The organism is Paenibacillus sp. G2S3, from assembly GCF_030123105.1.
Taxonomy (GTDB): domain Bacteria; phylum Bacillota; class Bacilli; order Paenibacillales; family Paenibacillaceae; genus Paenibacillus_AQ.
In genome coordinates, this window is record NZ_CP126095.1 from 5,257,271 (window position 1) to 5,283,240 (window position 25,970).

At 44.9% G+C, this 25,970-nt stretch carries 23 protein-coding genes; 4 read left to right on the top strand and 19 right to left on the bottom strand.

Annotation, left to right across the window (positions count from 1 at the left end):
- Nucleotides 1-188: 188 nt before the first annotated feature.
- The 11 genes from QNH28_RS23140 to QNH28_RS23190 form a co-directional block, all read right to left on the bottom strand.
- A complete protein-coding gene (locus tag QNH28_RS23140) occupies nucleotides 189-2,372 on the bottom strand; it encodes a HelD family protein (RefSeq protein ID WP_283908722.1) in 2,184 nt (727 codons plus the stop codon).
- A 130-nt stretch (nucleotides 2,373-2,502) separates the two neighbouring features.
- On the bottom strand, nucleotides 2,503-3,801 hold the full coding sequence (locus tag QNH28_RS23145; RefSeq protein ID WP_283908723.1) for an NCS2 family permease: 1,299 nt from the start codon (nucleotides 3,799-3,801) through the stop codon (nucleotides 2,503-2,505).
- Between the two features lie 239 nt (nucleotides 3,802-4,040).
- A complete protein-coding gene (locus tag QNH28_RS23150) occupies nucleotides 4,041-4,796 on the bottom strand; it encodes a tRNA threonylcarbamoyladenosine dehydratase (protein WP_042191088.1) in 756 nt (251 codons plus the stop codon).
- Between the two features lie 64 nt (nucleotides 4,797-4,860).
- Nucleotides 4,861-6,639 (bottom strand): aspartate--tRNA ligase, encoded by a 1,779-nt coding sequence (gene aspS, locus QNH28_RS23155; RefSeq protein ID WP_149647655.1) that lies wholly within the window; start codon nucleotides 6,637-6,639, stop codon nucleotides 4,861-4,863.
- An 81-nt stretch (nucleotides 6,640-6,720) separates the two neighbouring features.
- Complete coding sequence (hisS, locus tag QNH28_RS23160; RefSeq protein WP_283908724.1) at nucleotides 6,721-7,974, bottom strand: histidine--tRNA ligase; 1,254 nt, start codon at nucleotides 7,972-7,974, stop codon at nucleotides 6,721-6,723.
- A 197-nt stretch (nucleotides 7,975-8,171) separates the two neighbouring features.
- Entirely contained in the window at nucleotides 8,172-8,312 is a 141-nt protein-coding gene (locus tag QNH28_RS23165; RefSeq protein WP_283908725.1) for a hypothetical protein, read from the bottom strand.
- A 351-nt stretch (nucleotides 8,313-8,663) separates the two neighbouring features.
- On the bottom strand, nucleotides 8,664-9,113 hold the full coding sequence (locus QNH28_RS23170; protein ID WP_283908726.1) for a hypothetical protein: 450 nt from the start codon (nucleotides 9,111-9,113) through the stop codon (nucleotides 8,664-8,666).
- A gap of 44 nt (nucleotides 9,114-9,157) precedes the next feature.
- Nucleotides 9,158-9,667 carry a type 1 glutamine amidotransferase domain-containing protein gene (locus QNH28_RS23175; protein ID WP_283908727.1) on the bottom strand — a complete coding sequence of 170 codons (510 nt, stop codon included), beginning with the start codon at nucleotides 9,665-9,667 and terminating at the stop codon, nucleotides 9,158-9,160.
- Nucleotides 9,668-9,815: 148 nt separating this feature from the next.
- On the bottom strand, nucleotides 9,816-9,968 hold the full coding sequence (locus QNH28_RS23180; RefSeq protein ID WP_283908728.1) for a hypothetical protein: 153 nt from the start codon (nucleotides 9,966-9,968) through the stop codon (nucleotides 9,816-9,818).
- 160 nt (nucleotides 9,969-10,128) lie between these two features.
- On the bottom strand, nucleotides 10,129-10,572 hold the full coding sequence (gene dtd / locus QNH28_RS23185) for a D-aminoacyl-tRNA deacylase (RefSeq protein ID WP_094873663.1): 444 nt from the start codon (nucleotides 10,570-10,572) through the stop codon (nucleotides 10,129-10,131).
- Between the two features lie 21 nt (nucleotides 10,573-10,593).
- Entirely contained in the window at nucleotides 10,594-12,774 is a 2,181-nt protein-coding gene (locus tag QNH28_RS23190; protein WP_149647662.1) for a RelA/SpoT family protein, read from the bottom strand.
- A gap of 306 nt (nucleotides 12,775-13,080) precedes the next feature.
- On the opposite strand from QNH28_RS23190, the gene uraA reads away from it, so the two are divergent.
- Complete coding sequence (gene uraA, locus QNH28_RS23195; protein WP_042191101.1) at nucleotides 13,081-14,394, top strand: uracil permease; 1,314 nt, start codon at nucleotides 13,081-13,083, stop codon at nucleotides 14,392-14,394.
- A gap of 203 nt (nucleotides 14,395-14,597) precedes the next feature.
- On the opposite strand, the gene QNH28_RS23200 is transcribed toward uraA, so the two are convergent.
- The 6 genes from QNH28_RS23200 to QNH28_RS23225 form a co-directional block, all read right to left on the bottom strand.
- Nucleotides 14,598-15,116, bottom strand: coding sequence for an adenine phosphoribosyltransferase (locus QNH28_RS23200; RefSeq protein ID WP_283908729.1), 519 nt, complete (start codon nucleotides 15,114-15,116; stop codon nucleotides 14,598-14,600).
- 137 nt (nucleotides 15,117-15,253) lie between these two features.
- Nucleotides 15,254-17,656 carry a single-stranded-DNA-specific exonuclease RecJ gene (gene recJ / locus QNH28_RS23205; RefSeq protein WP_283908730.1) on the bottom strand — a complete coding sequence of 801 codons (2,403 nt, stop codon included), beginning with the start codon at nucleotides 17,654-17,656 and terminating at the stop codon, nucleotides 15,254-15,256.
- A gap of 29 nt (nucleotides 17,657-17,685) precedes the next feature.
- Complete coding sequence (locus tag QNH28_RS23210) at nucleotides 17,686-18,636, bottom strand: cation diffusion facilitator family transporter (protein ID WP_283908731.1); 951 nt, start codon at nucleotides 18,634-18,636, stop codon at nucleotides 17,686-17,688.
- Between the two features lie 165 nt (nucleotides 18,637-18,801).
- The gene (gene secF / locus QNH28_RS23215) at nucleotides 18,802-19,704 is read right to left on the bottom strand and encodes a protein translocase subunit SecF (protein WP_283908732.1); all 903 of its coding nucleotides are present in this window, start codon (nucleotides 19,702-19,704) and stop codon (nucleotides 18,802-18,804) included.
- Entirely contained in the window at nucleotides 19,694-20,944 is a 1,251-nt protein-coding gene (secD, locus tag QNH28_RS23220; protein WP_283908733.1) for a protein translocase subunit SecD, read from the bottom strand. The genes secF and secD overlap by 11 nt, the downstream gene beginning before the upstream one ends.
- A gap of 223 nt (nucleotides 20,945-21,167) precedes the next feature.
- The gene (locus QNH28_RS23225) at nucleotides 21,168-21,419 is read right to left on the bottom strand and encodes a post-transcriptional regulator (protein ID WP_042191115.1); all 252 of its coding nucleotides are present in this window, start codon (nucleotides 21,417-21,419) and stop codon (nucleotides 21,168-21,170) included.
- Between the two features lie 196 nt (nucleotides 21,420-21,615).
- Here QNH28_RS23225 and spoVB point away from each other — a divergent pair, with 196 nt between their 5' ends.
- Nucleotides 21,616-23,211: a stage V sporulation protein B gene (gene spoVB, locus QNH28_RS23230; protein ID WP_283908734.1), complete on the top strand. Its 1,596-nt coding sequence runs from the start codon at nucleotides 21,616-21,618 to the stop codon at nucleotides 23,209-23,211.
- A 5-nt stretch (nucleotides 23,212-23,216) separates the two neighbouring features.
- Here spoVB and QNH28_RS23235 read toward each other — a convergent pair whose 3' ends face one another.
- Nucleotides 23,217-23,987, bottom strand: coding sequence for a YetF domain-containing protein (locus QNH28_RS23235; RefSeq protein WP_283908735.1), 771 nt, complete (start codon nucleotides 23,985-23,987; stop codon nucleotides 23,217-23,219).
- Nucleotides 23,988-24,212: 225 nt separating this feature from the next.
- Here QNH28_RS23235 and QNH28_RS23240 point away from each other — a divergent pair, with 225 nt between their 5' ends.
- Nucleotides 24,213-24,605, top strand: a complete 393-nt coding sequence (locus QNH28_RS23240; protein ID WP_042191121.1) for a TIGR04086 family membrane protein — start codon at nucleotides 24,213-24,215, stop codon at nucleotides 24,603-24,605.
- Nucleotides 24,606-24,715: 110 nt separating this feature from the next.
- The gene (locus tag QNH28_RS23245; RefSeq protein WP_283908736.1) at nucleotides 24,716-25,540 is read left to right on the top strand and encodes a phosphatase PAP2 family protein; all 825 of its coding nucleotides are present in this window, start codon (nucleotides 24,716-24,718) and stop codon (nucleotides 25,538-25,540) included.
- A 94-nt stretch (nucleotides 25,541-25,634) separates the two neighbouring features.
- Here the strand turns inward: QNH28_RS23245 and yajC are convergent, their stop codons facing one another.
- Nucleotides 25,635-25,943 (bottom strand): preprotein translocase subunit YajC, encoded by a 309-nt coding sequence (yajC, locus tag QNH28_RS23250; RefSeq protein ID WP_076299704.1) that lies wholly within the window; start codon nucleotides 25,941-25,943, stop codon nucleotides 25,635-25,637.
- Nucleotides 25,944-25,970 lie beyond the last annotated feature (27 nt).

The following is a 25,970-nucleotide window of genomic DNA, read 5'->3' on the forward strand; positions in this document are numbered from 1 at the left end:
TAAGGAGGCCTTACGGCCTCCTCGCTTTAAGCGGGTTTCCGTCTTAGACGGAAACCACCTCGTATACTGAAATCATCTCAATCAGCCTCCTTCCAGAAGTGTTCTTGCCCGGCCGGACACTTATTATTAAGCCATACCCGTAGGGGAGTTACAAGTTCAAAAACAGTTATAACTGTTCTCCACCAGTCTTAGTTCCCCTCAGCATCGCTTTCAGCCGTCATTTGCACGTAGGAAGGTATTTCCCCATTATGGAGTAACCACAGCTCGTGAAGCGCTCGTGTACAGCCTACATACATCAGCTTCGCATCCCATGCTGTCGCTCCGTAATGGTCTTGATCGGCATCTGCTAAGATGACCGCATCAAATTCCAAACCTTTAGATAAATACACAGGTAGTACCGATAATCCACCCTGATATTGCGTCATACTACCGTCGATCAGATGAATATCCTCAAAATGCTGGGCGAGTTCAGCATACAGCTCTGTGGCTTCACGCAGACTACGTGTTAGCACAGCCACCGTACGATATTCCCTTCCTGACAGAGACTTCAGTGCCGATTGTATAGTGCTCAAACGAGCATTTCCTTCAGCTACCTGCTCTCCGAACCCTTCCTCGTAGGCAATCATCCGAACAGGGTCACCACTACGAAAGACAGGAACGGCTAGCAACGAGCTTTCTACTCCCGATGATAGAATTCCATTAGCGAAGTCTATAATTTCCATGGTTGAACGATAGCTGCGTGTCAGCGCATGATAAGCCGTGTTCTCAGGGGCAAATAAGGTCTGCATCTCTTCCCATGCGTGTACGCCTTTGTAAGCGTGTATACCCTGCGACAGATCACCTAGAATGGTAAAGGAATGTCCACGCACGTATAAATCCAGCACAGCAATTTGGAAAGGGGAGAAATCCTGGGCTTCATCGATCACCACATGGTCAAAACGAGTGCCACCTTCGTTCCCATTCAAAAGATAATAAATATACAACAGAGGTGGTAGATCCTCTTCTCGTATGATCCCTTTTTTCAGCTCTTTTGCCGTTTCCTTCAGCACAGCTGCCGGAATATTCTCTGGTGGATCCACCGGCCAATCTTCAGGGACTTTAGCAGCACGGAAGATTTGCTTGTAGATCGTCAGCGGATCATACTTAGGCCATTTTGCACTGTATGCTTTTTCTCGCGCAGCACCTTTTTTCTTGCGATCCTTCATAGCTGCAGCTGACGGACTCTTCTTCAGCTCCATCTCAATCCAGCGATGTATCCGTGCCATTACACGTTCCTTACGCTTCGCTGGCGGATAAGGCGCGTACTCCTCATTATGCCAACGTAAGATCATCGATCGGCGCAGCACAGCGCCTTCCCACGGGATAAAATCACCCTCAGGTACCGAGCTGCTTTCCAATAGCTTGATGCTGGATTCTATTATTCCCATCAACACCGTAGAACCCTTGAAGCGTCCAGGTGTCTCTTCTGTAATCACAGGCATGCCGCCCGGAGTTTCGAACCAACGGTTCATCGTCTCCGTAGCATCTTGCTCTGGAAGCTCCAGACCTAGTACATTTGCAGCCCAATCCGGGAAGGTGCTCTGGGCAATATTTCCTACACCGAGTTCAGGCAGTACATCCGAAATATAATCCAGAAACATCCGGTTCGGTGCAAAAATAATCATTTTTTCTGCAGAGACCTGATCCTTGTATTGATACAACAGAAAGGCTAACCGGTGCAGTGCAACTGTAGTTTTACCACTTCCCGCCACGCCCTGAATGATCAATGCTGTATTTTTGGCGGCACGGATAATCTTGTCCTGCTCCTCCTGAATAGTCGATACGATATCACGGAGACGATTATCTTTGTTCTCCCCCAAGCGATAGACGAGAAACTCGTCTGACACCGCTGGTGCGTCACTCTCCCGATTGTACGTATCTGCCACCCGCTCCAGAATTTGTTTCCGGATCACTACGTTGCGTTTGAGGTATACCAGCCCCTCTATCAGCCCCTCTGGAGCTTCATAGGAGGCAGGCTCCGTACCACCGGTAAACGAATAAAACAGGCTTGCTACCGGTGCGCGCCAGTCAATGACTAGCGGACGGTCGCTTACCTGCTCGCGATCTACGCCGATTTTGCCTATATAGAGTGCCTTCCGCTGCTTCTCATCATTGCCCTGAAAATCAAGCCGTCCGAAATAAGGCTCCTGCCGAAGCTTGGCAAGATCTTTGCGCTTCTGTTCACGGTTCGCTTCTAACACCTGTTCCGTATAATCGTGTCCCGTGTACACCGGAGTCCGGTTAAGCTTCTCCAGTAAGGTATCAATCTCAGTAAGCGCTTGATTCAGCCTGTCTTCTTCCTCTTGATAGGCACTTTGAAAGTTGTCTTCCAATTTCAGTTACCTCCTAAAAGTTTATCGAGCTTAAATTTTCATTCTCCTCATTCCCTCTTCTCACACAAAAAGGATACTCATTGTAGCACAATCAGCACATAAATACCAAATCTTTCAAGCTAACACATTACTATAGCACAGCTTGCAAAATAAAGTTAGCTACAAATAAGCCCGCAATCCCATATAGCGCAGGGGGTACTTCCTTGCCCTTACCCACCGCAAGTTTCACGATCGGATACGTAATAAATCCAAAAGCCATACCATCTACGATGCTATAAGTAAATGGAATCATAACCATGATAAGAAAAGAAGGGAAGAGCTCTGTCAGATCGCCCAAGTCCATTTCACGCACATTCTGCACCATAAGCCCGCCGATTACAATCAAGATCGGAGCGATAGCACTATCTGGAATGTAGGAGAGCAGAGGGAGGAACAAGAATGTCGCCCCGAACAGAAGCCCTGCCACGAGCGAGGTCAGTCCCGAACGTCCACCTGCAGCAATGCCTGCATTAGATTCTGCAGCGGCTACTACAGGACTGCTTCCGAAGAGACCTGCAGCGATATTGGCAATAGAGAGCGCTCGTAAGCTACTCTTGAAGCGCTCAGGGCGTCCCGCCATCATCGTCTGTGAGGCGACTAATCCGATATTTTCAAATACAACGATTAAGAGCAGTAAGAACACAGCAATCCAGAACACAAGGCTCACTATGCCGCTCCAGTCCATTCCCAGAAATAAGCTTCCATAACCCGTAAATACATGACCTGATGCCTGCTTCTCTGGTGCGTGAGCCGCTCCCAGCAAGTAGGCTAGTCCTGTACCAACCAGCATACTTATAAGCAAGCCACCGTTGGTTCCCCGGATAAACAGCACTAAAGCGAGTAACAAGGTTACACAGGAAGTGATAACTGCTGGATCACTAAAATGTCCTATAGCAACAAAAGTAGTCTGATGTGCTATCACAATCCCGCTTTTTTGCAGGCCTATAAAGGTCAGAAACAGCCCTATCCCGACGGTTATGGCATGTTGCAGGTTTTGAGGAATCGCTTCACTAAGAATGCGATATAGCGAGGTGAAGGCTACGATAGCGAATAACACACCCGTTATAACGACGACAGTAAGCGCCTCTCTCCAACCCAAATTCATGGAATGAACGAGTGTGTATGTGAAAAAAGCGTTGATCCCCATCCCCGGCACCACGATGATCGGCGTCTTCCCGCCGAAGGCCATTAGCAGACAGCCTGTAATGGCAGTCAGTAGCGTAGCCACCATAGCCGGTCTAAGCGGCATACCCGCGTCATGAAGAATGGTCGCGTTGACCATCACAATGTATACCGAAGCAAAATACGAGAGTATCCCTGCAGCCCATTCCCGTTTCCAGTCATTCTCAGGTGCTAGCCCTACGCTATTTCGCCAAAAATTCGATTTCATGTATAAAAACCTCCACTGATATTAAGTTCCGCAGGCAGATATTTAACCGGATTATAAGGCTTATAATCAGCGGCTCATCCCGGTTTAGCTATTATGCCTATTTGTGGCCTACATCTTGCAGACCCGCCTGTTAACCACAACAAAAGGGCGTACGCAACTGGATTTCAGCTGGTCGCCCTTTTGGTCCATTTTACTACTAATATCGCTATAATTGAAACAGCTTCAGCTCAGCGATTCATTTACACGCTGACGCCTCCAGCCTCAAGCAAATCACGCACGGCAACACTGACCATGATCAGGCCTGCTACCGGCGGAACGAAGGCGTTACTAGCTGGTGGTTGTTTCGCTTTACGTCGATCCGGCGCATTCTCCGGAACGATCTTATCTGTAACATCCTGACGTGGCTTCATTGGCGGCTCTGTAGAGAAAACCACCTTCACGCCTTTCTTAATCCCTTCCTTACGCAGCTTCTGACGAATGACACGAGCAATAGGGTCATAAGTTGTCTTGGAAATGTCCGCTACCTGGAATCGTGTAGGATCCATTTTGTTGGCAGCGCCCATACTTGAGATCATTGGAATTCCACGGGACAGACATTCTTTGATTATGTGAACCTTATAAATAATCGTATCCGACGCATCAAGTACATAATCAGGTTTTAATTTGAACAATTCCTCATAGGTTTCTTCCGTATAGAACATATTGAGCGCAATCGCTTCGCATTCCGGATTGATCAGCTTCACACGGTCTACCATCAGTTCAGCCTTCTTCTGCCCAACCGTAGTTGTGAGTGCATGAATCTGGCGGTTTACATTGGTGATGTCTACAGTATCCTTATCTATCAGAATAAGTCTGCCGATGCCGGTACGCGCCAAAGCCTCAACTGCTATACCGCCAACACCGCCGATGCCAAGCACCGCTACCGTGCTGTTCTTCATAATTTCCAGACCTTCCGGTCCGATCGCCAGTTCCGTGCGTGAGAACTGATGTAGCATGAGGTACACCCTCCTTCAAAAGCTTTGGCGAAGCAGAAATCTGCCTCGCCCGCTTTGTTATAGTTTATTCTTTTTCTTTCTTCGGTTTAAGAGCCAGCTTAATGTGCAGCTGCTCCAATTGTGAACCGTCTACTGGTGAAGGTGCATCCATGAGCAGGTCTGTTGCACTTGCTGTTTTCGGGAATGCGATAGTTTCACGCAGATTTGTACGACCGGACAGCAACATTATTAGACGGTCTAAACCGAAAGCAATACCGCCGTGTGGAGGTGTACCATATTCGAACGCATCCATCAGGTAGCCGAACTTCTCGTAAGCAACCTCTTTCGTAAATCCAAGGGCTTCAAACATTTTCTCCTGTACTTCGCGTTTGTAAATCCGCATGGAGCCCCCGCCTACTTCATAACCGTTCAGAACGATGTCATAAGCTTGTGCACGGATCGCACCTGGATCTGTGTCAAATAGATGCAGATCCTCTTCACGTGGACGAGTGAACGGATGGTGTTCTGCTACATAACGTTTCTGATCTTCGTCATAGCCAAGGAGTGGGAAGTCTGTAACCCAAGCGAACTTGAACACATTATCGTCGATTAAACCGAGCTGACGTCCAATTTTAACACGAAGGGCGCCTAGAACGTCTGCTACAACCTTTTTATTATCAGCGGAGAAGAGGAGAAGGTCGCCTTCTTCAGCGCCTGTACGCTCCTTCACAGCCGCAATTTCTTCTTCAGAGAAGAATTTCACAATCGGCCCTTTGAATTCACCGTCTTTCACTTGAATCCATGCCAAGCCTTTCGCGCCATAACGAGCGGCATAAGGTCCGAGATCATCGATTTCTTTACGAGTCCAAGTGCCACAGCCTTTAGCATTTAGACATTTCACTTCGCCGCCTTTTTCGATTACAGAAGCGAATACCTTAACACCGCTAGTAGCAACAATATCGTTCATTTCTACAAGCTCTAATCCAAAACGTAGATCAGGTTTGTCAGAACCGTATTTGCCCATAGCATCAGCATAAGTCAACCGTTGGAACGGAAGCTCGATATCTGCTCCTACAGTTTCCTTGAACAGACGTTGCATCAGCTTCTCCATCATACCAAGCAGTTCATCTTGTGACAGGAATGAAGTCTCGATGTCGACTTGAGTGAATTCAGGCTGACGGTCAGCACGCAAATCTTCATCGCGGAAACAACGAGCAATTTGGTAATAGCGCTCAACGCCGCCCACCATCAACAATTGCTTATAGATTTGTGGAGATTGTGGCAATGCGAAGAATTCGCCTTCATGCACACGGCTTGGTACCAGATAATCACGCGCGCCTTCCGGTGAGCTCTTAGTTAGGATCGGTGTTTCTACGTCGATGAATCCTTCACTGTCAAGGAAATCGCGGAAGATCTTAGAAGCTTTCGAACGAAGCAGCAAGGTTCTTTGCATCTCTGGACGACGAAGATCCAAATAGCGATATTTGAGACGCAGAGACTCGTCTACTTCCACACCATCTTCAATGAAGAACGGAGGTGTCTTAGCTGCGTTCAGCACTTCAATATCCGTAATTTGCACTTCAATTTCACCTGTTGGCAGGTTGCGGTTAATGGTTTCCTCATCACGTTTAACGACTTTACCTTTAACAGCCAGGACGTATTCACTACGAACCTTATCAGCAATTTGCAAGGCTTCGCCAGAGTAGTCTGGGTTAAATACAACTTGCACAATACCGCTTCTGTCACGCAGATCAATAAATAGTACGCCCCCAAGGTCGCGGCGAGTCTGCACCCATCCGTTCAAGGTTACTGTCTGTCCAATATGTTCTGGTGTTAACTGTCCACACTGATGACTTCTTTGCATAATTTATCATTCCCCTTCATGGTTAAAAATACATTTTTAATCTTTCTCTATACAGTCACCATAAGACGTGAGTCAGATGGTCTAAACTAGTGCCTGACCCAGCTCTTCCAGCTTCACGGTGCGCTGCTCCCCAGTATTCATCGACTTCACGGTAATTACACCATTCTTCAACTCATCTTCACCAAGAATCGCAGTATAACGTGCCGACATACGGTCTGCCGATTTCATCTGTGCCTTCATCTTCCGGCCTAGGTAGTCGCGTTCTGCTGAGAAGCCTTGGCTACGCAGAATATATAGCTGCTTAGAGATTTCGATATCAGCTTCTTCACCGAGAGCTACGAAGTACACATCCAGCGGTTTCGCTGTCTCCAGCTCTACCTTCTGATCCTCCAAAATGAGGAGAATTCGTTCCAGCCCAATCCCAAAACCAATACCCGGTTGATCCGGTCCACCAATTTCTTCAACCAAGCCGTTGTACCGGCCTCCGCCGCCCACGGTATCAATCGAACCAATACCTGCTGCTTTATATTCAAACGCTGTATGCGTGTAATAATCTAGTCCTCTTACAAGGCGAGGGTTAATGGTGAATTCCACACCCATGATATCAAGATGCATCTTCACCTTCTCAAAATGAGTCGTGCACTCTTCATCCAGACTATCCAAAATGGAAGGCGCATCTGTAAATTTATCTTGATCTACCTTACAATCCAGCACGCGAAGCGGATTACGCTCAATACGACGCTGACAGTCACTGCAAAGGGTATCCTTCATTGGTCTTAAGAAACCCAATAGTTTCTCCCGGTAAGCTGTACGGCTAGGTGCGTTACCAACAGAATTGATCTCCACTCTTACATCCTTAAGGCCAAGATCCTTATAGAATTGATAGCCTAAGGAGACTACTTCCGCATCAATAGCCGGATCCACAGCTCCAAAAGCCTCAATACCAAATTGATGGAATTGACGATATCTACCTGCCTGTGGACGCTCATAACGGAACATAGGTCCGATATAATACAGCTTACTTACATCAGGTTCACCATATAGCTTGTTCTGAACATAAGCTCTAACGACACCAGCCGTTCCTTCTGGACGCAGCGCCAGATCACGATCGCCTTTATCCTTGAACGTGTACATCTCGCCTTCTACAATATCCGTCGTTTCGCCTACTCCACGCTCGAATAACCCCGTGTGCTCGAACATCGGTGTACGGATTTCACGGTAATTGAAACGACGGCATAAATCTCTAGCCTTCCCCTCAATATACTGCCATTTCTCCACAGCTCCCGGAAGCACATCCTGCGTTCCTGTTGGTTTCTCGAATCTTTCTTTAGCCACAGTCTATCCCTCCTAAAAAATACCCCTCTAAATCTGCTCTCTTCATCACTTCATCATGCTAAACAAAACAAAAAATCCCCCGCCCTGTTTATAAAAAACAGGGACGAGGGATTATCATAACCAATAATACACCCGTGGTACCACCCACATTCCGGATCAGAACCATTCTGAATCCGCTCAAAGCGGTTAACGCCCGCCTACGCATAACGGCTACTAATCGCGGCAATATGCATTGCCCACTTTCGCCGTACGTTCTCGGGGAGGTCATTCATTCGCTCATCAACAGAATCCTTGCAGCCAAGCCGAATCGATAAATCATCCATTCTAATGGATGTCATCTGAATCTACAGGGGATTCCTCTCTGGGGTTGTGGGTCCTCGAATTACTTGTTCCCGTCATCAAAACCATATGTTAAAATCGTATATTTTTAAATTCTACTGAACTACTGCGCTAAAGTCAAGGCAGGAAATGCGAAGCTGAATAAAAAATTCGACAACTTTCAACTTCTTCCCTTTCATTTTAACCGTTACAAAAAAAATGACCTGCAGCCAAATGCTGCAGGTCCATCATCATATATTATTAAAAAGGGGGTCATGCCTTTATTATAAACACGCTATATTAAGGAAACATGTATGTAATATTACGATTATATTACATTCATGAAAGCGGTTTATTTTAATAGATTGTTGTTAATCGAATTGCTCTACAAATGCCCCTTTGCCCCGAAGGGTTTCCACAACCTCATTATAGTTCTCTTCTGCGACGCTTAGGTCCATCACATAACGAAGCTCACTTAAATCACCATCTTCGAGCTCTCCATCTGCTACATCCGCACTAATCTGATCTTCATCCACGCTATAATGGGTCTCAGGTTCATCCCGCGTTTCGGAAGCAGCAACACCAGGGGCCAGCATAGCTCCAGCAGCCGGAGTGCTACCCGTTCCAAGCGTCCCTACTGTGCCTGCCGCTAACGTTGTATTACTAAATGGCGCTATTGGGAACAAAATTCTACGATCTTCCCCAATAGGGTCTGTGAGTGGCCATACCTCCAAGCCATCCACCTTGTAACTAATCAATGCTATTTTAGCACCTTCTGCTTCATTTTCCGTTCTAAAATATGCTTGGATTTTTCTGGTCATTACCATTACCTCCTTAGATTATAAGACTCAGTGTTATAAAATTACTATTTCAGGACCTTCAAAATTTCACGAACGAAGGCAGGCTCATCTTTTGGAGTGCGCGAAGTAATGTAATTACGATCAACTACCACTTCTTCATCTTTAAACTCCGCACCGGCGTTCACAACATCATCTTTCAGCGGAGGATAACAGGTGATGGTACGTCCTTTAAGCAAGTCTGCACTGATCAGAATTTGGGGTCCGTGGCAAATAGAAGCGATAGGCTTACCAGCATCGTTTGCTTCTTTCACAAACTTTAAAATATCTGCATTTTGCCGTAAATTTTCTGGGGAAGAGCCCCCTGGAATAACAATCGCGTCATAATCACCAGCTTGAACGTCGGCTATAGCTTTATCGGCTGCGTAGGAGACCTCCTTCTTTTTGCCCAGTAAGGTCTCACCCTTCTTTAAACCAATAATGTCAGCTTGATGTCCTGCCTTTATAACTTCATCGTAAGGAACCTTCATCTCAGTATCTTCAAAATCATTAGCTAGTAAAAATGCAACATTACTCATGTAATAAGTTCTCCTCTCTGCTTGTGCATATGAATAGGTACTTATTGATCTTTCTTGTCGTCTATTACCCTTATCACAATGATTTCTAACCTCTAATCAGAAAATATTCCCCGTTAACCGCATCAAAAAGCCGCCTCTCCCACCCCTTTCAGGTACGCGGTAAGAGATTACGGCTTCTTCCTTTGATCACTTGAGATTCAATTTCTTCTGTCTTTCTCGCTAATGCATAGGCTTCTACAGGACTCCCAGTCGCTATTGCCGGGATACTTCTCCATACCCATGCCTTCTGTGATTGTCTCATTGCCTAAGCTCCTTGCATCGTGCGGGATAACTGTCTACCTTTAGTTTATCCAGCTCCAAGGGGCTCTATCCGCGCAAGATTCTCACTCACTGCTCATCCACAATAAAAAAGATGTCGAAAGTTAGCTCCGATAGAAGCAATTTTCGACATCTTTTTTTCATTAACTGCGACTATCTAAAATGAGAGTAACCGGGCCCCAATTGGTCAGCGACACATCCATCATCGCTCCAAATACACCCGTCTCCACCTGAAGGCCTCCAGCTCTAAGCTCTTGGTTAAAGTAATCATAAAGTCGCTCGGCCTCCGCAGGAGCTGCTGCTCCCATGAAATTCGGCCGTCTCCCCTTACGACAATCCCCGTATAAAGTAAACTGGGATACTGAAAGAATCGCTCCCTCGGTCTCCGTGACACTGTAGTTCATTTTACCAGCATCATCTTCAAAAATACGCAGTCCTGCTATTTTATCCGCCAAATATTTGGCATCCTTTTCTGTATCCTCATGCGTAACGCCAACTAACAGCATCAAGCCTTTGCCAATCTCACCGGTCACTGTCTCATCCACGGTTACTTTGGCGTCCTTACAACGCTGTACTACAACTCTCATCGTACTACTCCGCTCCTTGCCTTATTGCATGATCCGATTCACTGTATATACATCCTTGACTCGTTTCACTTTATCTACAACGGATTGCAGATGCTCCGTGTTACGGATGAGAATGGTCATGTGAATCATTGCCATTTTATTCTTGTCAGAACGCCCAGTGACTGCAGAAATGTTCGTTTTACTCTCGGAAACCGCCTGCAGCACTTCATTGAGTAGTCCATTACGATCATGACCTGTAATCTCAATATCCACACTGTAGTTTGCTTCCATCGTACCTTCCCATTCCACTTCAATCACCCTTGCTGCTTCTTCTCCGTCGCCTTCACCCGGAATATTAGGACAATCCTGGCGATGTACAGATACACCCCGGCCCCGTGTAACATACCCTACAATGTCGTCACCTGGCACCGGATTACAACATCGTGCAAAACGGACAAGTAAATTTTCAATTCCCTTTACACTAACACCATTGGTCGGTTGATTACGTTTTTCGCCGGAAGACTTGATCTCCTTCATCTCTGAAGTCAGCTCTAAATGATTAGCAGCTTCTTCCTGCTCTTTACGCAGCTTCTCCGTCAGACGGGAAGCAATCTGCGAAGCGGTAATCCCTCCAAATCCAACGGCAGATAACATATCCTCTACATCGTTAAAAGCAAATTTCTTCGCCGCTTCTAATAGTTTGTCATCAGAAATCCACTCAGAAACCTCGACATTCAGACGCTTCAGCTCACGTTCAATCGCTTCGCGACCTTTTTCGACATTTTCCTCACGTTTTTCTTTTTTGAACCATTGCTTAATTTTGCTTCGCGCATGTGAGGATTGAGCAATCTTGAGCCAGTCGCGGCTTGGTCCGTACGAATGCTTCGATGTCAGTATCTCTACAATATCGCCCGTCTTCAGCTTGTGATCCAGCGGTACGATCCGCCCGTTCACCTTAGAACCAATCGTGCGATTACCCACTTCCGTATGAATACGGAAAGCGAAATCAAGCGGCACAGAACCCGCAGGAAGCTCAATAACCTCGCCTTTAGGCGTAAACACGAACACGAGATCCGAGAAAAAATCCATTTTGAGTGATTTTACGAACTCTTCGGCATCCTTGGCCTCATGCTGCAGCTCCAATATTTCGCGAAAAAAAGGCATCCGATTCTCCGGATTCACATTATTGCTGGTTCCTTCTTTGTATGCCCAGTGTGCTGCTATCCCGAATTCAGCCGTGCGATGCATTTCCCAAGTACGAATTTGCACTTCGGTTGGCTCTCCGCCAGGACCTACCACTGTAGTATGCAAAGATTGATACATATTAGCTTTGGGCATAGCTATATAATCTTTGAATCGACCTGGCATTGGCTTCCAAAGGGTATGAATAATTCCGAGGGTTGCATAACAATCCTTGATATTATCCACAATGATACGGATGGCCAGCAGGTCATAGATCTCATTAAACTGTTTGTTTTTCGTACTCATTTTGTTATAGACACTGTAGATATGCTTCGGACGACCGGAAAGGTCACCTTCAATGCCCATTTCATCCAGCTTGGCACGAATACGGCCAATTACGCTGTCGATAAATTGCTCACGTTCTGCCCGCTTCTTATGCACCAGATTAGCAATGCGATAATACTGCTGCGGATTCAAGTAACGAAGCGCAATATCCTCCATCTCCCACTTAATCGCGGAAATCCCCAGACGATCAGCCACAGGACAGAAAATCTCCAACGTTTCGTAAGAAATACGACGCTGGCTTTCTTCAGATTGATACTTTAACGTACGCATATTATGCAGCCGATCCGCTAGTTTAATAACAATGACCCGGATATCCTGCGCCATCGCAATAAACATCTTACGGTAATTTTCGTTCTGCTGCTCTTCCTTTGAGCGAAAACGGATGCGTTCCAGCTTAGTTAAGCCATCGACAAGCATCGCACAGGTATCGCCAAATTTCGCGCGGATTTGTTCCAATGAGACCGTCGTATCTTCCACAACATCATGCAAAAGCGCCGCAACAATAGATATAACATCCATTTGCATATTGACGACAATATCTGCCACCGCCAGCGGATGCAGAATGTATGGCTCCCCCGACTTGCGGATCTGCCCGTGATGAGCCTGATCGGCAAATTCATAAGCTTCCCGGATGCGGAGAAGATCTTTATCTTTTATATAGGCGCCAGCCTTATCAATTAATCGCTCTATGCCCATTCTCGTCGTATCCGTTTCCTTTCTATAATAAAATGAACCCGCAATCATTCTAAAATCTGCAGGTTCCAATCATTTCGCAAGCAACTTACGCTCTTGTTCAAAGTTGTCTATAATTATGACGCTTACGAAGGATTACGTCAACACTTGCCGTCTCATGGTATTCAAGAAGTAAAAGTTATGAAAATCGGACAAATTTATAACACTTGTGAAAATGTTGTTGTAAAAAAGCCCAGTTCTATTTAATCTAGTAAAGGCGGATTTTCGCTGGACAACATCATATCCATTAAGAAAGAGGAGTGAACTCCATTGCAACGCGAGATTCAAGTTAATGAAAAACTTCCTTGGGGCCCCGGTTTTCTATTAAGCCTACAGCATTTGTTCGCCATGTTTGGCAGTACAGTGCTGGTGCCTAACTTGTTCGGGGTTGACCCTGGCATGATTTTGCTGATGAACGGTATCGGCACACTGCTATACATTTGGATTTGCCGTGGTAAAATACCTGCCTACCTTGGCTCCAGCTTTGCATTTATCGCACCCGTATTATCAGTGCTTGCCGATCATAAAGATGATCATATGAAAGGGTACTCGCTTGCTTTGGGCGCTTTCATCATCACTGGTGTTATCTTTGTGCTCGTTGCTTTGATCATCCGTTATGCAGGAACAAAATGGATCGATGTTGTCTTCCCTCCAGCAGTAATGGGAGCTATCGTAGCAACGATCGGACTTGAACTTGTGCCTGTTGCCGCGCGGATGGCAGGACTTATTGCTCCTGAAGGTGTTGCAGTTGCAGACTGGACGCCAGATGGCAAAGCAATCACGCTTTCTATGGTGACACTGGGCGTAACTGTCATTGGAGCTGTACTCTTCCGCGGTTTCCCAAAAATCATTCACATCCTCATCGGTATCGTAACTGGTTATGGTTTAGCTTATATTATGAAAATGGTGGATACGGCTGCAATATCTAATGCGAATTTTTTAGCGCACCCTACCATTGTTACTCCATCCTTCGATTGGAATGTAATCCTGACTATCATCCCAGTATCGCTAGTAGTAATCGTTGAACATATTGGACACTTACTTGTAACCAGCAATATTGTTGGCAGAGATCTGGCTAAAGACCCTGGACTTGACCGCTCCCTGATGGGTAACGGGATATCTACAATTATCTCCGGTTTTATCGGTTCTACTCCAAATACAACCTACGGTGAAAATATCGGGGTTATGGCATTAACTAAAGTTTATTCTGTATATGTGATCGGTGGCGCAGCAGTGATTGCAATTCTGCTATCGTTCTCCGGAACTTTCTCCTCCGTTATCGCTAACATCCCAACACCTGTAATGGGTGGTGTATCACTACTGTTGTTCGGTGTAATTGCCGCATCCGGTCTACGAATCTTCGTTGAGCAAAAAGTTGATTTTTCCAAAGCTACTAACATGATTATGGCTACGTTGGTGCTTGTTGTAGGAATTAGTGGTACAACCCTTACTATGGGTAGCGTAAAACTCAGTGGTATGGCTCTAGCTACGATTGTTGGTATCGTTCTAGCCCTATTCTTCAAACTCATTGAAGTTCTTGGACTGTCTAATGAAGGTGGAGAAAGCGATAAAGCTGCTCACTAATTTATTTATGAATTAATAATTCAAAAAGACTGCTCCAGATCCATTTTATGGATTGAGCAGTCTTTTTTTATATTTCTTTTAACCAAAAAATACAAAACAGCAACCCTCTGCTAGTAATGACAGCGAATTGCTGTTTGCACTTTTCAACATCATTCGATACATAAATCCCCATTTATTTCCCGGGAAAAGACAAGTTTATCGTATTAATCTTCGTAATCAACTAATGTAATAACTTCAATTCCAGAAAGCTTATTACGTCCAGCAAGCTCAACCAATTCAATCAGAAAAGCTGCGCCTACCACTTTACCGCCAAGCTGCTCCACAAGGCTAACCGAAGTAGCTATAGTACCTCCTGTTGCTAACAAATCATCAGCAATCAATACATTTTGTCCAGGCTTAATGGCATCCGTGTGAACAGCAAGTGTGTCTTTACCATATTCAAGATCATATCCAACCTCAATAGTCTCATATGGCAGTTTTCCACTCTTACGAATCGGCACAAAACCTACGCCCAATGCATAAGCAAGAGGTGCGCCAACTACAAAACCACGTGCTTCCGGTCCAGCGATTACGTCGATTTCTAAATGGGATACAAGAGCTTTCAGGGCATCAATCGCCTGACGATATGCATCACCGTCTTTTAGCAAAGTAGTGATATCTTTAAAACTAATACCTTCTTTTGGGAAATCAGGAATCACGCGAATACTATCTTTAAAATCCAAATTTTTCATCTCCTAAAAGTTTTGTTTAGCATAAGCTACTTTGAGTTCGGTTCGACAAAACTCACTTCGTAAGCGTCTGCTTTGTTTTGTTAGCATATGCTACTTTGTGTTCGGTTCGGGCAAAACTTACTTCGTAATTATGATACGCCTAAACGGCGTGATAACATCCAATCCTGTAGCTCAGATAAGCTACCTTCCATGAAGTACTGCTCCATTTCTGCTATCTGCCCAAGTCTAACAAAATGAGTTGATGCTGTCAGGCTTTTAGCTGTAGGCTGCGTAATAAAGGTTACACTTCCCTGACTTCTTTCTATAAACTCAAGCTCCTCAAACACATCTAACATATTATTGAGCATTCGAATACTTAATGAGGATTGTCGACTTAGCCGCAGCAGCACTTCATGTTCAGGCGTTGCAACAGCAGTGATCGAAGCCAGCAGTTTATAAAGTATTTTAAAATGATCCCGTGTCGGAATGATGAGTCGTTCTCGCCCGTCCTTTATAGAATGCAATAGTGCGATATTATCAGCATTAGGAAAAGCCTTTAGTAACGCGTCTAGTTGTTCAGGAGTCTCAGGCATATCCAGTAGACATAAAAGTGAGACATGCCCTGATGCTTGAATTGAGTCATCCTTATTAGCGGCACTGATACCAACTTCTTTATCATATACCCAAAAGGACATTCCTATCAGTTCAGTCTGTGGGGACATACGACCGCTCTGAAACACTGCTGCGGCACGATATGGGCCATCACCGCTGTAAGGAAGCAGCAGCTCTCTAATATGCGCAGCTTGCCGCACAGCGTCAGCAGCGCCACGAAGATCAAATAACTGAGCATCCTGAACAGATAAATCCTGTAGCATCAGCTGTGGTTTCCTAGAGCCATTCCACTCGTTGATCGACAGTTCAGCCAGCACATTGATCGGGGTGCCCACAGGGAGCAGCTTAGCCAAATCCCCTTTACCAAAAGCTAAGGCTTCGATTGTGCTCTTCCCCTGTTGCAATACGATCTTCAAGTGTTTTCCTTCTTGCCCCATCGTGCGCGTCTCTTTCACCGTAGCCCCACGAATAATAAACTTTGGTAATGGATTTGACATCCCGAAAGGTGCAAGCCTTTCCAATTCAAGCGCGGTCTGAAGGGACAAATCGGAAATCGACACTTCTGCATCAGCAGAAGTAACAGGAATGAAATGCTCCGGTGTCAACACAGTAGCAGCGTATTCATTTAATGCCGCAGCGAAGGCTTCTAAGCCGTCCTGATGCAGGCTCATTCCCGCAGCTGCCGGATGACCACCGAAATGATCCATCAAGTTAGAACAAGAGGATAACGCCGCATATATATCAAGTCCAGGAATAGAGCGGGCAGAGCCCTTGCACATGCCGGTCTCCGGATGAATATCCAGAATAATTACAGGTCGATAGTAACGCTCCAGCAGTTTGGAAGCCACTATACCTACCACACCCACGTTCCAGCCTTCTCCAGCAAGGACAATGATATCTGGTATCTCTCCACCCTGAGTCATCTGCTCCAGTTTTGCAGTGGCCTCCACTACAATTCTTTCTACGACCAATTGGCGTTCTTTATTTAGCAGATCAAGCTCCCCAGCCAGTTGCTCCGCCTCATCAGCATGCTCGGTTGTAAGCAAGGCGACCGCCCGTCCAGCATGATCCAGACGACCACTCGCATTAATACGAGGAGCCATTCCAAAAGCGATATTAACCGCACTCACAGTACTCATGGTTACCCCGCTGACACCGAGTAAAGCACGGATACCTGGGAATCGAGAATTTCGCATACTGACCAAACCGTTTCGAACAATCTCGCGATTCTCACCCAGCAGCGGCATTAAATCCGCTACAGTACCGATAGCAGCTATTTCTGCCCATTCTTCGGGAGTTTGCTCTCCTAGCATAGCCTGGGCGAGCTTATAAGCTACACCTACACCTGCCAATCCTTTGAACGGGTAGGGACAGTCGGGCAGCTTCGGATTAATCAACGTATAAGCCTCAGGGAGAAGCTCTGGTGGCTCATGGTGATCCGTAACAATCACATCGATCCCAAGTTCATTAGCGTAAGCAATCTGATGATAGGCGCTAATGCCAGTATCTACAGTAATGATTAAGGATACACCCTGCTGTAAAGCCCAATCCAAAGCATGATTATGCAGCCCGTAGCCCTCATTAGAACGGTGCGGGATATAAATATCAAAGGAAGCGCCCAAGTAACGCAGTAAATGAATCATTAACGCTGTACTGGACACACCATCGGCGTCGTAATCGCCGTAAATAAGGATATGTTCTTCTTCTTTTAAAGCCTTTCTAATTCTGGGAACCGCTTCAGACATTCCTTTTAAAAGGAACGGATCATGCGGAGCTTCCACACCGCCATCCATGAACGACAGAGCCTCATGTGGCGTATTCATTCCTCTAGTCACTAATAGTGAGGATAAGAGCGGAGAAATAGAAAGGCTCCGGGCCATATCCCTTACAATGTCGGGATCGGCTGCCGGAGATTGCCATCTTGTTTTTGAATAAAGCAATAGCGCTCACCTTTCTCTCACCTTGCGAACTACTGAAGCAGCGTCGGAATATCATTATCCACCAATTCATAATTACTTTTGTATGGATAACCGGGATCATAAGGAACTACGTCCATATGTACCTCACCAACATGAACAAACCTGTGCTGTAGCAACTTTCTTGCGCATTCTGAAATATCCTGTGCTTCCATCACCGTAATACGCGGATTTACACTGATCTTCACTTGCAGATTCACATAATTCCCTTGCTCGAGCGCCTTCAAATGTTCTACACGAATAACGCCGTGAACACGTTGTACGGTTTCAATAAAATTAGCTGCCTCCTCAGAAGGTAGCTCCTGCGCATTCTTAACACTAACAGTATTAACAATGAGTAAATAGCCTTTACGAAGAATTAAGCATCCTGTTAAAAGTGCGGCAATAGGGTCCATATAGAGTAGAGGATGCCAATAGGTACCCCCCATTGATAATGAAATCCCAACTAATACTGTGATAGAAGTATACAAACTGAAACGATGACTATTGGCATAAGCAGCATGACTGCCATCACCTATTTTTTTAAAGTACCGATATTGATATTGAAATACAGCTTCTTTAAATACAATAGATAGCAAGACAGTTACAAGTGCAAGTTCTCCGCGAGTGGATGACTGTCCCTCAGTTAAGTCACGGATTGCAGAAAAGGCGATCTGCAGCCCCCCCATAAGGATTAATACCGAAAAAAGTATAGCTAAAAGTGGTTCCTTATTTCCCCGGCGGTTTTCTATCCGTTGCTTACTCTTTCTGTTCTCTTCAGAGCGCCACGGAAGAATATCCGCCAATTTGGCTGCCGCATCTGCTCCAGAATATAAAGCATCGCCCATTAATGCCTTGCTACCTGAAATATAGCCAAAACTCCCCTTAGCTACTGCCAAAGTAACATCGCTGATGATCCCTGTCCAAGCAACCGTCTTGCTTTGCGGTGATCGTTCTTTATTCATACGAGGCCCCCCTTACCACTAGCAAGTAATCTCATGATGATACAATATACATGACATACTACCCCAAAGATTTCGAAAGCCGCGTCGCATTTGACGCGGCTTTCTTAAATTATAAAGTTGATGTTTTTTTCATTCAAGTGTAGCCATGTTATTTCTCTTGAGACATTAACCTTTAGCTGGGCCGCTCTTTACCTTAGGCTTCTCACGCTTCTTAAGCAATAGCCAGATCGGACTTGCAATAAAGATAGAGGAGTACGCTCCGAATAGCAATCCGATAACCATCGCAAGCGAGAACATCTTGATGGACTCGCCTCCAAGAATTAACAGGCAGAACGCCGCAATAAATACGGTAAATGCTGTATACAGAGAACGCATAAGAGTTTGAGCCACACTCTTATTCACAAGCTCTTTTAAATCTTCATAGGTTTTTTGTTTACCAAAACGTAAATTCTCACGGATACGGTCAAAGATAACGATCGTATCATTGATGGAATAACCGATAATCGTAAGCACCGCGATAATAAACGTCAAATCCACTTCCAAACGGAAGATGGAGAAGATGGCAACGACCATAAAGGCATCATGGATCAATGAAACGATAGCTGCCAATGCAAACCGCCATTCAAAACGAATACTTACATAAATGATAATCCCTAGACAAGAAATGAGAACCGCATAGATCGCATTGCGTGCAAGTTCTTTAGACATTTCAGTATCTACGGTGTTAATCTCAAACGACGCCTTATCGTCCAGTTTCAAGATTTCAGACTTTAGTGCTTCATCTTGTTGTTCATCAAGCACTTGATCATAACGAACGTTGACCCGTTCACTTCCTAACGTAATGCTTGGCTCACTTGAAATCCCAGTTTTTTCAATAGCAGAATTAACCTCTTCCAATGTCAAATTCTTAGACAAAGAGATATCAACATTAGATCCCGCTTTGAAATCAACGCTGTAATTCAATCCAAATGTTGCTAGGAAAATCAAACCCGCTACTGTAAGCGCGATGGAAAAAACATAGAAAAATTTACTTAAATGTATGAAATCAAGCTCTTTCTTAAAGCGCACGAATATCACTCTCCTTAACACCGAAGCTCTTCGGTTTGTTCAGCTTACCGGCCTTAACAAGCTGGCTAAGCAACCAGTGGGAGAAATAAAGATTCGTAGCGATACTCAGAACGATTTCCACGATCAGCACCAATGCGAAGCCTTTGACTGCACCTGTACCGAAGGCGAACATGACACCTGCCACAATAACAGTTGTGACATTGGAGTCCATTACTGTCCGGAAAGAGGATTTATTACCTGCTTTAACGGAGGAAAGTACACTTTTACCACTGCGCATTTCTTCCCTTATCCGTTCATTCGTAATGATATTGGCATCGACTGCCATCCCTATACCCAGAATAAATGCGGCTATACCAGGCAACGTCAATGTGAAGTCTGCAAATACAAAGACCACAATTAGCAGCCATGTATGCAAGATCAGTGCAAAACTAGCCAAGAGACCTGGCAAACGATACATACCGATCATGAAAATAAGGATAATTAAAGAACCCAGTAGACCTGCTTTGATCGTTTGATCAAGCGATTGTTTACCAAGCGTAGCACCCACACTTTGGGAGTATTTCTCAGTAAGTTTCAGTGGCAACGCACCAAGATTAATGGTGTCAGCCAGCTCACGTGCTTCCTTAACTGTGTACTGACCGGAAATAGACGCACTACCGTCGGTAAGTACTGCTTGTACCGTAGGGTCAGATAGTTTGTTCTCATCCAAATAAATTGCGAGATTCTTACCTAATAGGCGCTTAGTAATCTCCGCAAATTTATCCTTGTCCTTGATCTTAATACTGATGATTGGCTGATTCAGGTTATCCCGTCCAACCTCTGCCGCACCTTCAACAAAATCACTACCTACTAGTTCGATCTTGCTGTAAGTACCTTCAGCGTCACCTTCAGCAGCACTACGGAAAGTCAGAACTGCAGGCTCCTTCATCTTCTTGCGAACCTCGGCCTCATCAGTAACGCCCGCAATTTTCAGACGAATACGGTCAGTACCTTCAGTTGTAACCTCTGGTTCACTGGTTCCCAGCGCATTGGCCCGTTTTTCCAAACTTTCTGCTGTTTTCAACAGTGAAGCTCGGGACAACGCTGCTCCCGCTTCCATAGGCTCAGCATGGTACAAAATCTCAAATCCGCCTTTTAGGTCAAGACCAAGTCTAACCTTGTCCAGCAGTCCAGGAGTAGTAAATGCCATGACGCCTGTCAAAACGAGCACGGTAATAATAAAGCCCATTAGTCTCTTCATGCTCTAGCTAGTTCCCCTTTCATTAACTCAATATTCCTATTATAGCTACACGTGAAATGACCGTCAATTCACAGCATAGACATAGCTATACTCACACAAAGAAACGGCCGTCCCTGCTCATATCAGCAAGACATCCGTTTATATAGGAGCTGTGAAGTTATTATTCTCTTACTTTACTGCTTTATAAGGCTTTTCGCAAAAAAAGAAGAGAGATGTTTATTGTTCAGTTCAACCCCCGATAGGCTGCAAGAGTCAAATAAGTCATGTAACTATTGGCTTTTAAGGAATAAATATCATTTACCAGCTTATGCAAGGGAGGCATTCCATCCTTATCATAATTACGACTGATACAATCCCAAATATCCTTGCTGGTTACATACTCATAGCCGAGGAGCCGGAATTCTTCAGCTTTGCTGCGGCACATGGCTTCGATTTCTTCACTATGTTGATCATGATTCCACTGTTCCGATTCCACGTGATGACACCTCCAAAGATCGCTCGTGTTCGTATGCTTACCATAGGTATTCGACCCAAGTTCTCTGCTTTCCTCCTTCCGTCACAAAAAGTTACAACTACTAAAACAAGGCATGCCGGGATAGGGGTATAGCATATCCATAAGAATAGACAAGTTGGCCAGCGTTTCATTTCATTTGGGGAAGAAGGCGTGACCTTTGAGGAAACAGAGCTTTATACAAGGAACTTTAATCTTGCTTGCCGCCGGCATCATTAATCGAATGCTTGGATTTATACCCCGAATTGCTTTGCCACGCATCATTGGAGCAGAAGGCGTGGGTCTATATCAGCTCGCGTATCCATTCTTTATCGTGCTGGTTACGGTTATTACAGGCGGACTTCCCCTAGCTATTGCTAAAATGGTGGCGGAGGCAGAGGGAGAGAACCGTCCTGAGAAATCGCGGCAAATTTTACGGACTGGCCTTACTCTTAGTGTCGGACTAGGAATCTTCTTTACCATTGTTGCGCTGGTCAGTGCTTCATGGGTCTCCAATGTGCTCTTAACAGACCACAGAGTGTATTATACTTTTATTGCCATGATCCCAATGATTGGAATTGTTGCTGTATCTGCGGTATACCGCGGTTATTTTCAAGGTAGGCAGAACATGATTCCTTCCGCACTTTCTTCCGTTTTCGAGTCTATCGTGCGAATATTTTTTATGCTGTGGTTCTCTTGGCTGCTGCTCCCCAAAGGTATCGCTTTAGCAGCTGCAGGAGCAATGCTAGGTGTAACTGTGGGAGAGATTGGCGGAATGTTAGCCATTCTGTGGCAATATTATGTCATCACGAAAAAAGATAAAAAAACAACCCCCATTCAAGAGCAGCACAAGGTTGATCAGAAGACTATTCCTTCTGATCCAGATGCTGTAAAATCAACTTCCCCCATACTGCGGCGTTTACTAGGTGTGTCTATTCCTGTTACGGCAAGCCGGCTGGTGGGCTCCTTTTCCTATCTACTGGAATCTATAATTACCGTTCGCAGTCTTGCATTAGCTGGAATCGCAACAGCCGCCGCGACTGCGCAGTATGGGTCTCTACAGGGAATGGTTATTCCCTTACTGTTGCTTCCCGGAGCGTTAACCTCCTCCCTTGCTGTGTCACTGGTCCCATCCTTATCTGAGGCTGCCGCGAGAAAGGACTTGCCTACCATTCACAAACGAATGCACCAAGCACTTCGACTCGCTCTTGTAACAGGCGCTCCCTTTGCTGTTCTTATGTATGTCCTAGCAGTCCCACTATGCAACTTGTTATACGGAAATCCGGACACCGCTCCTATGCTAAAACTAATGGCCCCTTTCGCTTTGTTCATCTACGTTCAAGCACCCTTACAAGCTGCGCTTCAAGCTATGGACAGACCGGGCAGGGCACTCATCAATACTCTTGTTGGGGCAGTAATCAAAATCATTCTGATTGTTATATTAGCTTCACAGCCTGAATACGGAATCTACGGCGCAATCATTGCCATTATTGTGAACAGCGTTCTTGTTACTCTACTGCACGGGTACAGTGTGGTCAGTCTAATTTCATTATCCTTACGAATAACCGATACCATTAAAACCTTATGTGCAATGATCATTATGGGAGCAGGCGTGCATTATGTATACATCTCCATTCCCATTGCAGATGCACAATGGATTCAATTTTTATTTGCCTCTGCGATAGGAATGGCCCTGTATTTCGGTATCAGCCTATTAGCTGGTCTTATCTCACTTCGTGATTTGGATCGACTGCCGTTCATAAAGCGCTGGCTCTAGAATGCTTATCTGTTATCCAAACTGTCAACATAAACTCTGCCTTTATGGTCTATGGAGCAAAGAAATACATCCCGAAAATCTGATACTCCCTTTTGGCGGATCTGGGTTCTTAGCCAGAACCTTGTTTTTCCTATCATCTCTAGATTATGATCCTGGACCTTACCATCCATAATCAGTGGAATAGGAAGTCCTTCATATCTGATTTTGTTCTTTGGCAGCTTAACCTTCTGGCTGCTTTCATCTGCATCTGCATCCGCATCGGTCTTATTATTCTCAGCAACTGAACTACTATTGCCTGTTTGATTGGAAGATGAAAGTCCTTTGTCTTTCTCAAAAACGGTAAGCTGACCACTGGGCTCTAGAATTGCAAATTCCACATCAGCAGGACTAGCGATGTTCTGACCACGCAATTGCTGCAGCAGATCATCAATATTGTACCTTTGTTTACGCATCTCTCCTCGGTGCAACTTGCCGCCAGAAATAAGTATGCTCGGTTTACCGTCCATTAAAAGTCGAATTTTTCTACTCTTAAGGCTAAGCTGAGCAACCAGAACTTGAATAATAACCAATGTGGCCATCGGAACCACACCTTCGTAAATCGGGCGATTAATATCCTCGATCACAAAAACACCAATCTCAGCAATCATTATTGAGATCGTTAAATCAAATACAGATAACTTACCGATTTCCCTCTTCCCCATGATACGCATGCACAGGAATATGAAGAAATACATCAGCACGGTCAAGAAAATATGGGTAGTGATATGCTGGGACATATAGCTTCGCTCCCCTCCACTCTCACCCGCAGACTTGTTTTCTCGGGCGGATTAATGTAACCCTATTCTGACCGCTCAGCACAGGGAACATTCGGAAGCTCACATATTAATTAATGGTAAAAAGGCTGCAATGCCCATTCTTGTACTATTGGGGCAAGCCTCCCCATACAATGAATAATAACTTATGTAGATTATTTTTCTAAAAAAACTTTAGGAGGTTGTACCATGTATTTAATCCGGCGCCTGTTCTCATGGAGAATAGCCAATCCTGTGTTATCTGGCCTATGTCGATCATTCCTTTGGATGCTGCTTGGCGCGTTTGTCCTCTCTCTTTTATTATGGGGTAGCGGTCTGAAAGAGCAGGATCTCTCAATGTATACTTATATAGTACACGGCATAGCCGCAGCATTCGGAGGACTGACCGCCGGTCGCAGAGCCACGAACAAAGGGTGGTATCAAGGAAGCCTTACAGGAATCTTTTACGGAATTATCGTTCTGTTAATTGGATTTCTGGCACTGGATAGCTCACCTTCTGGTGTTGACCTTCTTTGGGTTCTAGCTGCTGCAGCAATTGGTGCACTTGGGGGAATGTTTGGGGTTAATTTACAGAAAAGCTAAAATTATTATTGCATTAAATTCGAAACAATCCTTGGAAATATGTTAAACTGTGATCATCTGACTTCATAAAGAGAATCAAGGAGGCTTCGAATGCTTTGTTTTACCAATCAATGAATCATATTGTTTTGTACACAGTTGCATTAGTAGTAATATTAGTATGGATTGGCGCTCGTCGTAATCCAATCATGGCATTAGTTGAAATTGGGAAAGAGATGCTACGATCCTATAAGTTTTTGCTACTGATAGTAGGAATGTTTGGTGTACTGGTCTTGAATAAATATGAACTACAAATTGAAGAAAAAATGCATCTTGCCTCAGACTATACATCATTTGTCTTTGGACTAGAGGGGCATTTTGTCCAAGCTGTTCAGGATATATTCTATAGTCCATGGCTAACGCCTATCATAGTTTTCTTCTACATTTTCATGCTTCAATCTGTACTAGCAGCTTCTCTAGGTGTTTATCTGTTAGATAAGAACCGAGTGATGCTGTACGCAACCTGCTATGCTATAATCATTAACTATGCTGTAGCTATTCCATTCTACCTATACTTCCCTGTAAATGAGGTATGGTCCTATGTACCTGCAGGCGTTAGATTTACTATGCTGGATGTATTTCCGAAGTTTGAGCAAGAGTACCGTCCTCTATCCGGTCTCAATAACTGCTTCCCAAGTCTACATACGTCCATTTCCGTTACGATGGCATTACTGGCATTCCGTTCAGGAAACCGCCGGTGGATGGTCATTACGAGTATTTCCGCAGTCGTAATCGTCTTTGGTATATTCTATCTGGGTATTCATTGGCTTACAGATATGATAGGCGGCACTCTGCTAGCAGTTCTAGCTTCAACCGTTGGTGTACAGCTCGCCAAATTAACCTTACGGGGACGTGAAGAATCACTCAGTGTTCGCAGCCGAATAACGGATATGCGTTAAACCAATAGATCACGATGAAAGATGAACGTCAAAAAAGCGGTGTCCCTCTCTTAACGAGAAGACACCGCTTTTTATGTACTTATTCATCAGAAAACTATACTTTCTCCTCCACGTCCGTGGCAACGGAGTGACTAATGGAACCGCGATCAAAGGTCAGTTTAGTTACATCATTGACCCGTAGAACCACGATATCATCGGAAATCTCCATGATCGTACCGTGAAGACCACCAATAGTAACGATTTTATCGCCTTTTTTCAGAGACTTCAACATTGCATTACGTGTTTTGGTCTTCTTCTGTTGCGGACGAATCAGCAAGAAGTAGAATACTACAAACATAAGTACGAATGGACCTACAAGACCCAGTATACTACCTCCGCCTGTTGTTGCTGCATATTGAAACATATTTCTCCCCCCTTTCAAAGCACATTA

Coding starts and splice junctions, on each gene's coding strand:
- QNH28_RS23145 (WP_283908723.1), bottom strand. CDS start 3,801: ATGAAATCGAATTTTTGGCGAAATAGCGTAGGGCTAGCACCTGAGAAT.
- QNH28_RS23150 (WP_042191088.1), bottom strand. CDS start 4,796: ATGCTACATCAGTTCTCACGCACGGAACTGGCGATCGGACCGGAAGGT.
- aspS (WP_149647655.1), bottom strand. CDS start 6,639: ATGCAAAGAAGTCATCAGTGTGGACAGTTAACACCAGAACATATTGGA.
- QNH28_RS23165 (WP_283908725.1), bottom strand. CDS start 8,312: ATGACATCCATTAGAATGGATGATTTATCGATTCGGCTTGGCTGCAAG.
- QNH28_RS23170 (WP_283908726.1), bottom strand. CDS start 9,113: ATGACCAGAAAAATCCAAGCATATTTTAGAACGGAAAATGAAGCAGAA.
- QNH28_RS23175 (WP_283908727.1), bottom strand. CDS start 9,667: ATGAGTAATGTTGCATTTTTACTAGCTAATGATTTTGAAGATACTGAG.
- QNH28_RS23180 (WP_283908728.1), bottom strand. CDS start 9,968: ATGAGACAATCACAGAAGGCATGGGTATGGAGAAGTATCCCGGCAATA.
- dtd (WP_094873663.1), bottom strand. CDS start 10,572: ATGAGAGTTGTAGTACAGCGTTGTAAGGACGCCAAAGTAACCGTGGAT.
- QNH28_RS23190 (WP_149647662.1), bottom strand. CDS start 12,774: ATGGGCATAGAGCGATTAATTGATAAGGCTGGCGCCTATATAAAAGAT.
- QNH28_RS23210 (WP_283908731.1), bottom strand. CDS start 18,636: ATGAATAAAGAACGATCACCGCAAAGCAAGACGGTTGCTTGGACAGGG.
- secD (WP_283908733.1), bottom strand. CDS start 20,944: ATGAAGAGACTAATGGGCTTTATTATTACCGTGCTCGTTTTGACAGGC.
- QNH28_RS23235 (WP_283908735.1), bottom strand. CDS start 23,987: ATGTCCCAGCATATCACTACCCATATTTTCTTGACCGTGCTGATGTAT.
- QNH28_RS23240 (WP_042191121.1), top strand. CDS start 24,213: ATGTATTTAATCCGGCGCCTGTTCTCATGGAGAATAGCCAATCCTGTG.
- QNH28_RS23245 (WP_283908736.1), top strand. CDS start 24,716: ATGAATCATATTGTTTTGTACACAGTTGCATTAGTAGTAATATTAGTA.
- yajC (WP_076299704.1), bottom strand. CDS start 25,943: ATGTTTCAATATGCAGCAACAACAGGCGGAGGTAGTATACTGGGTCTT.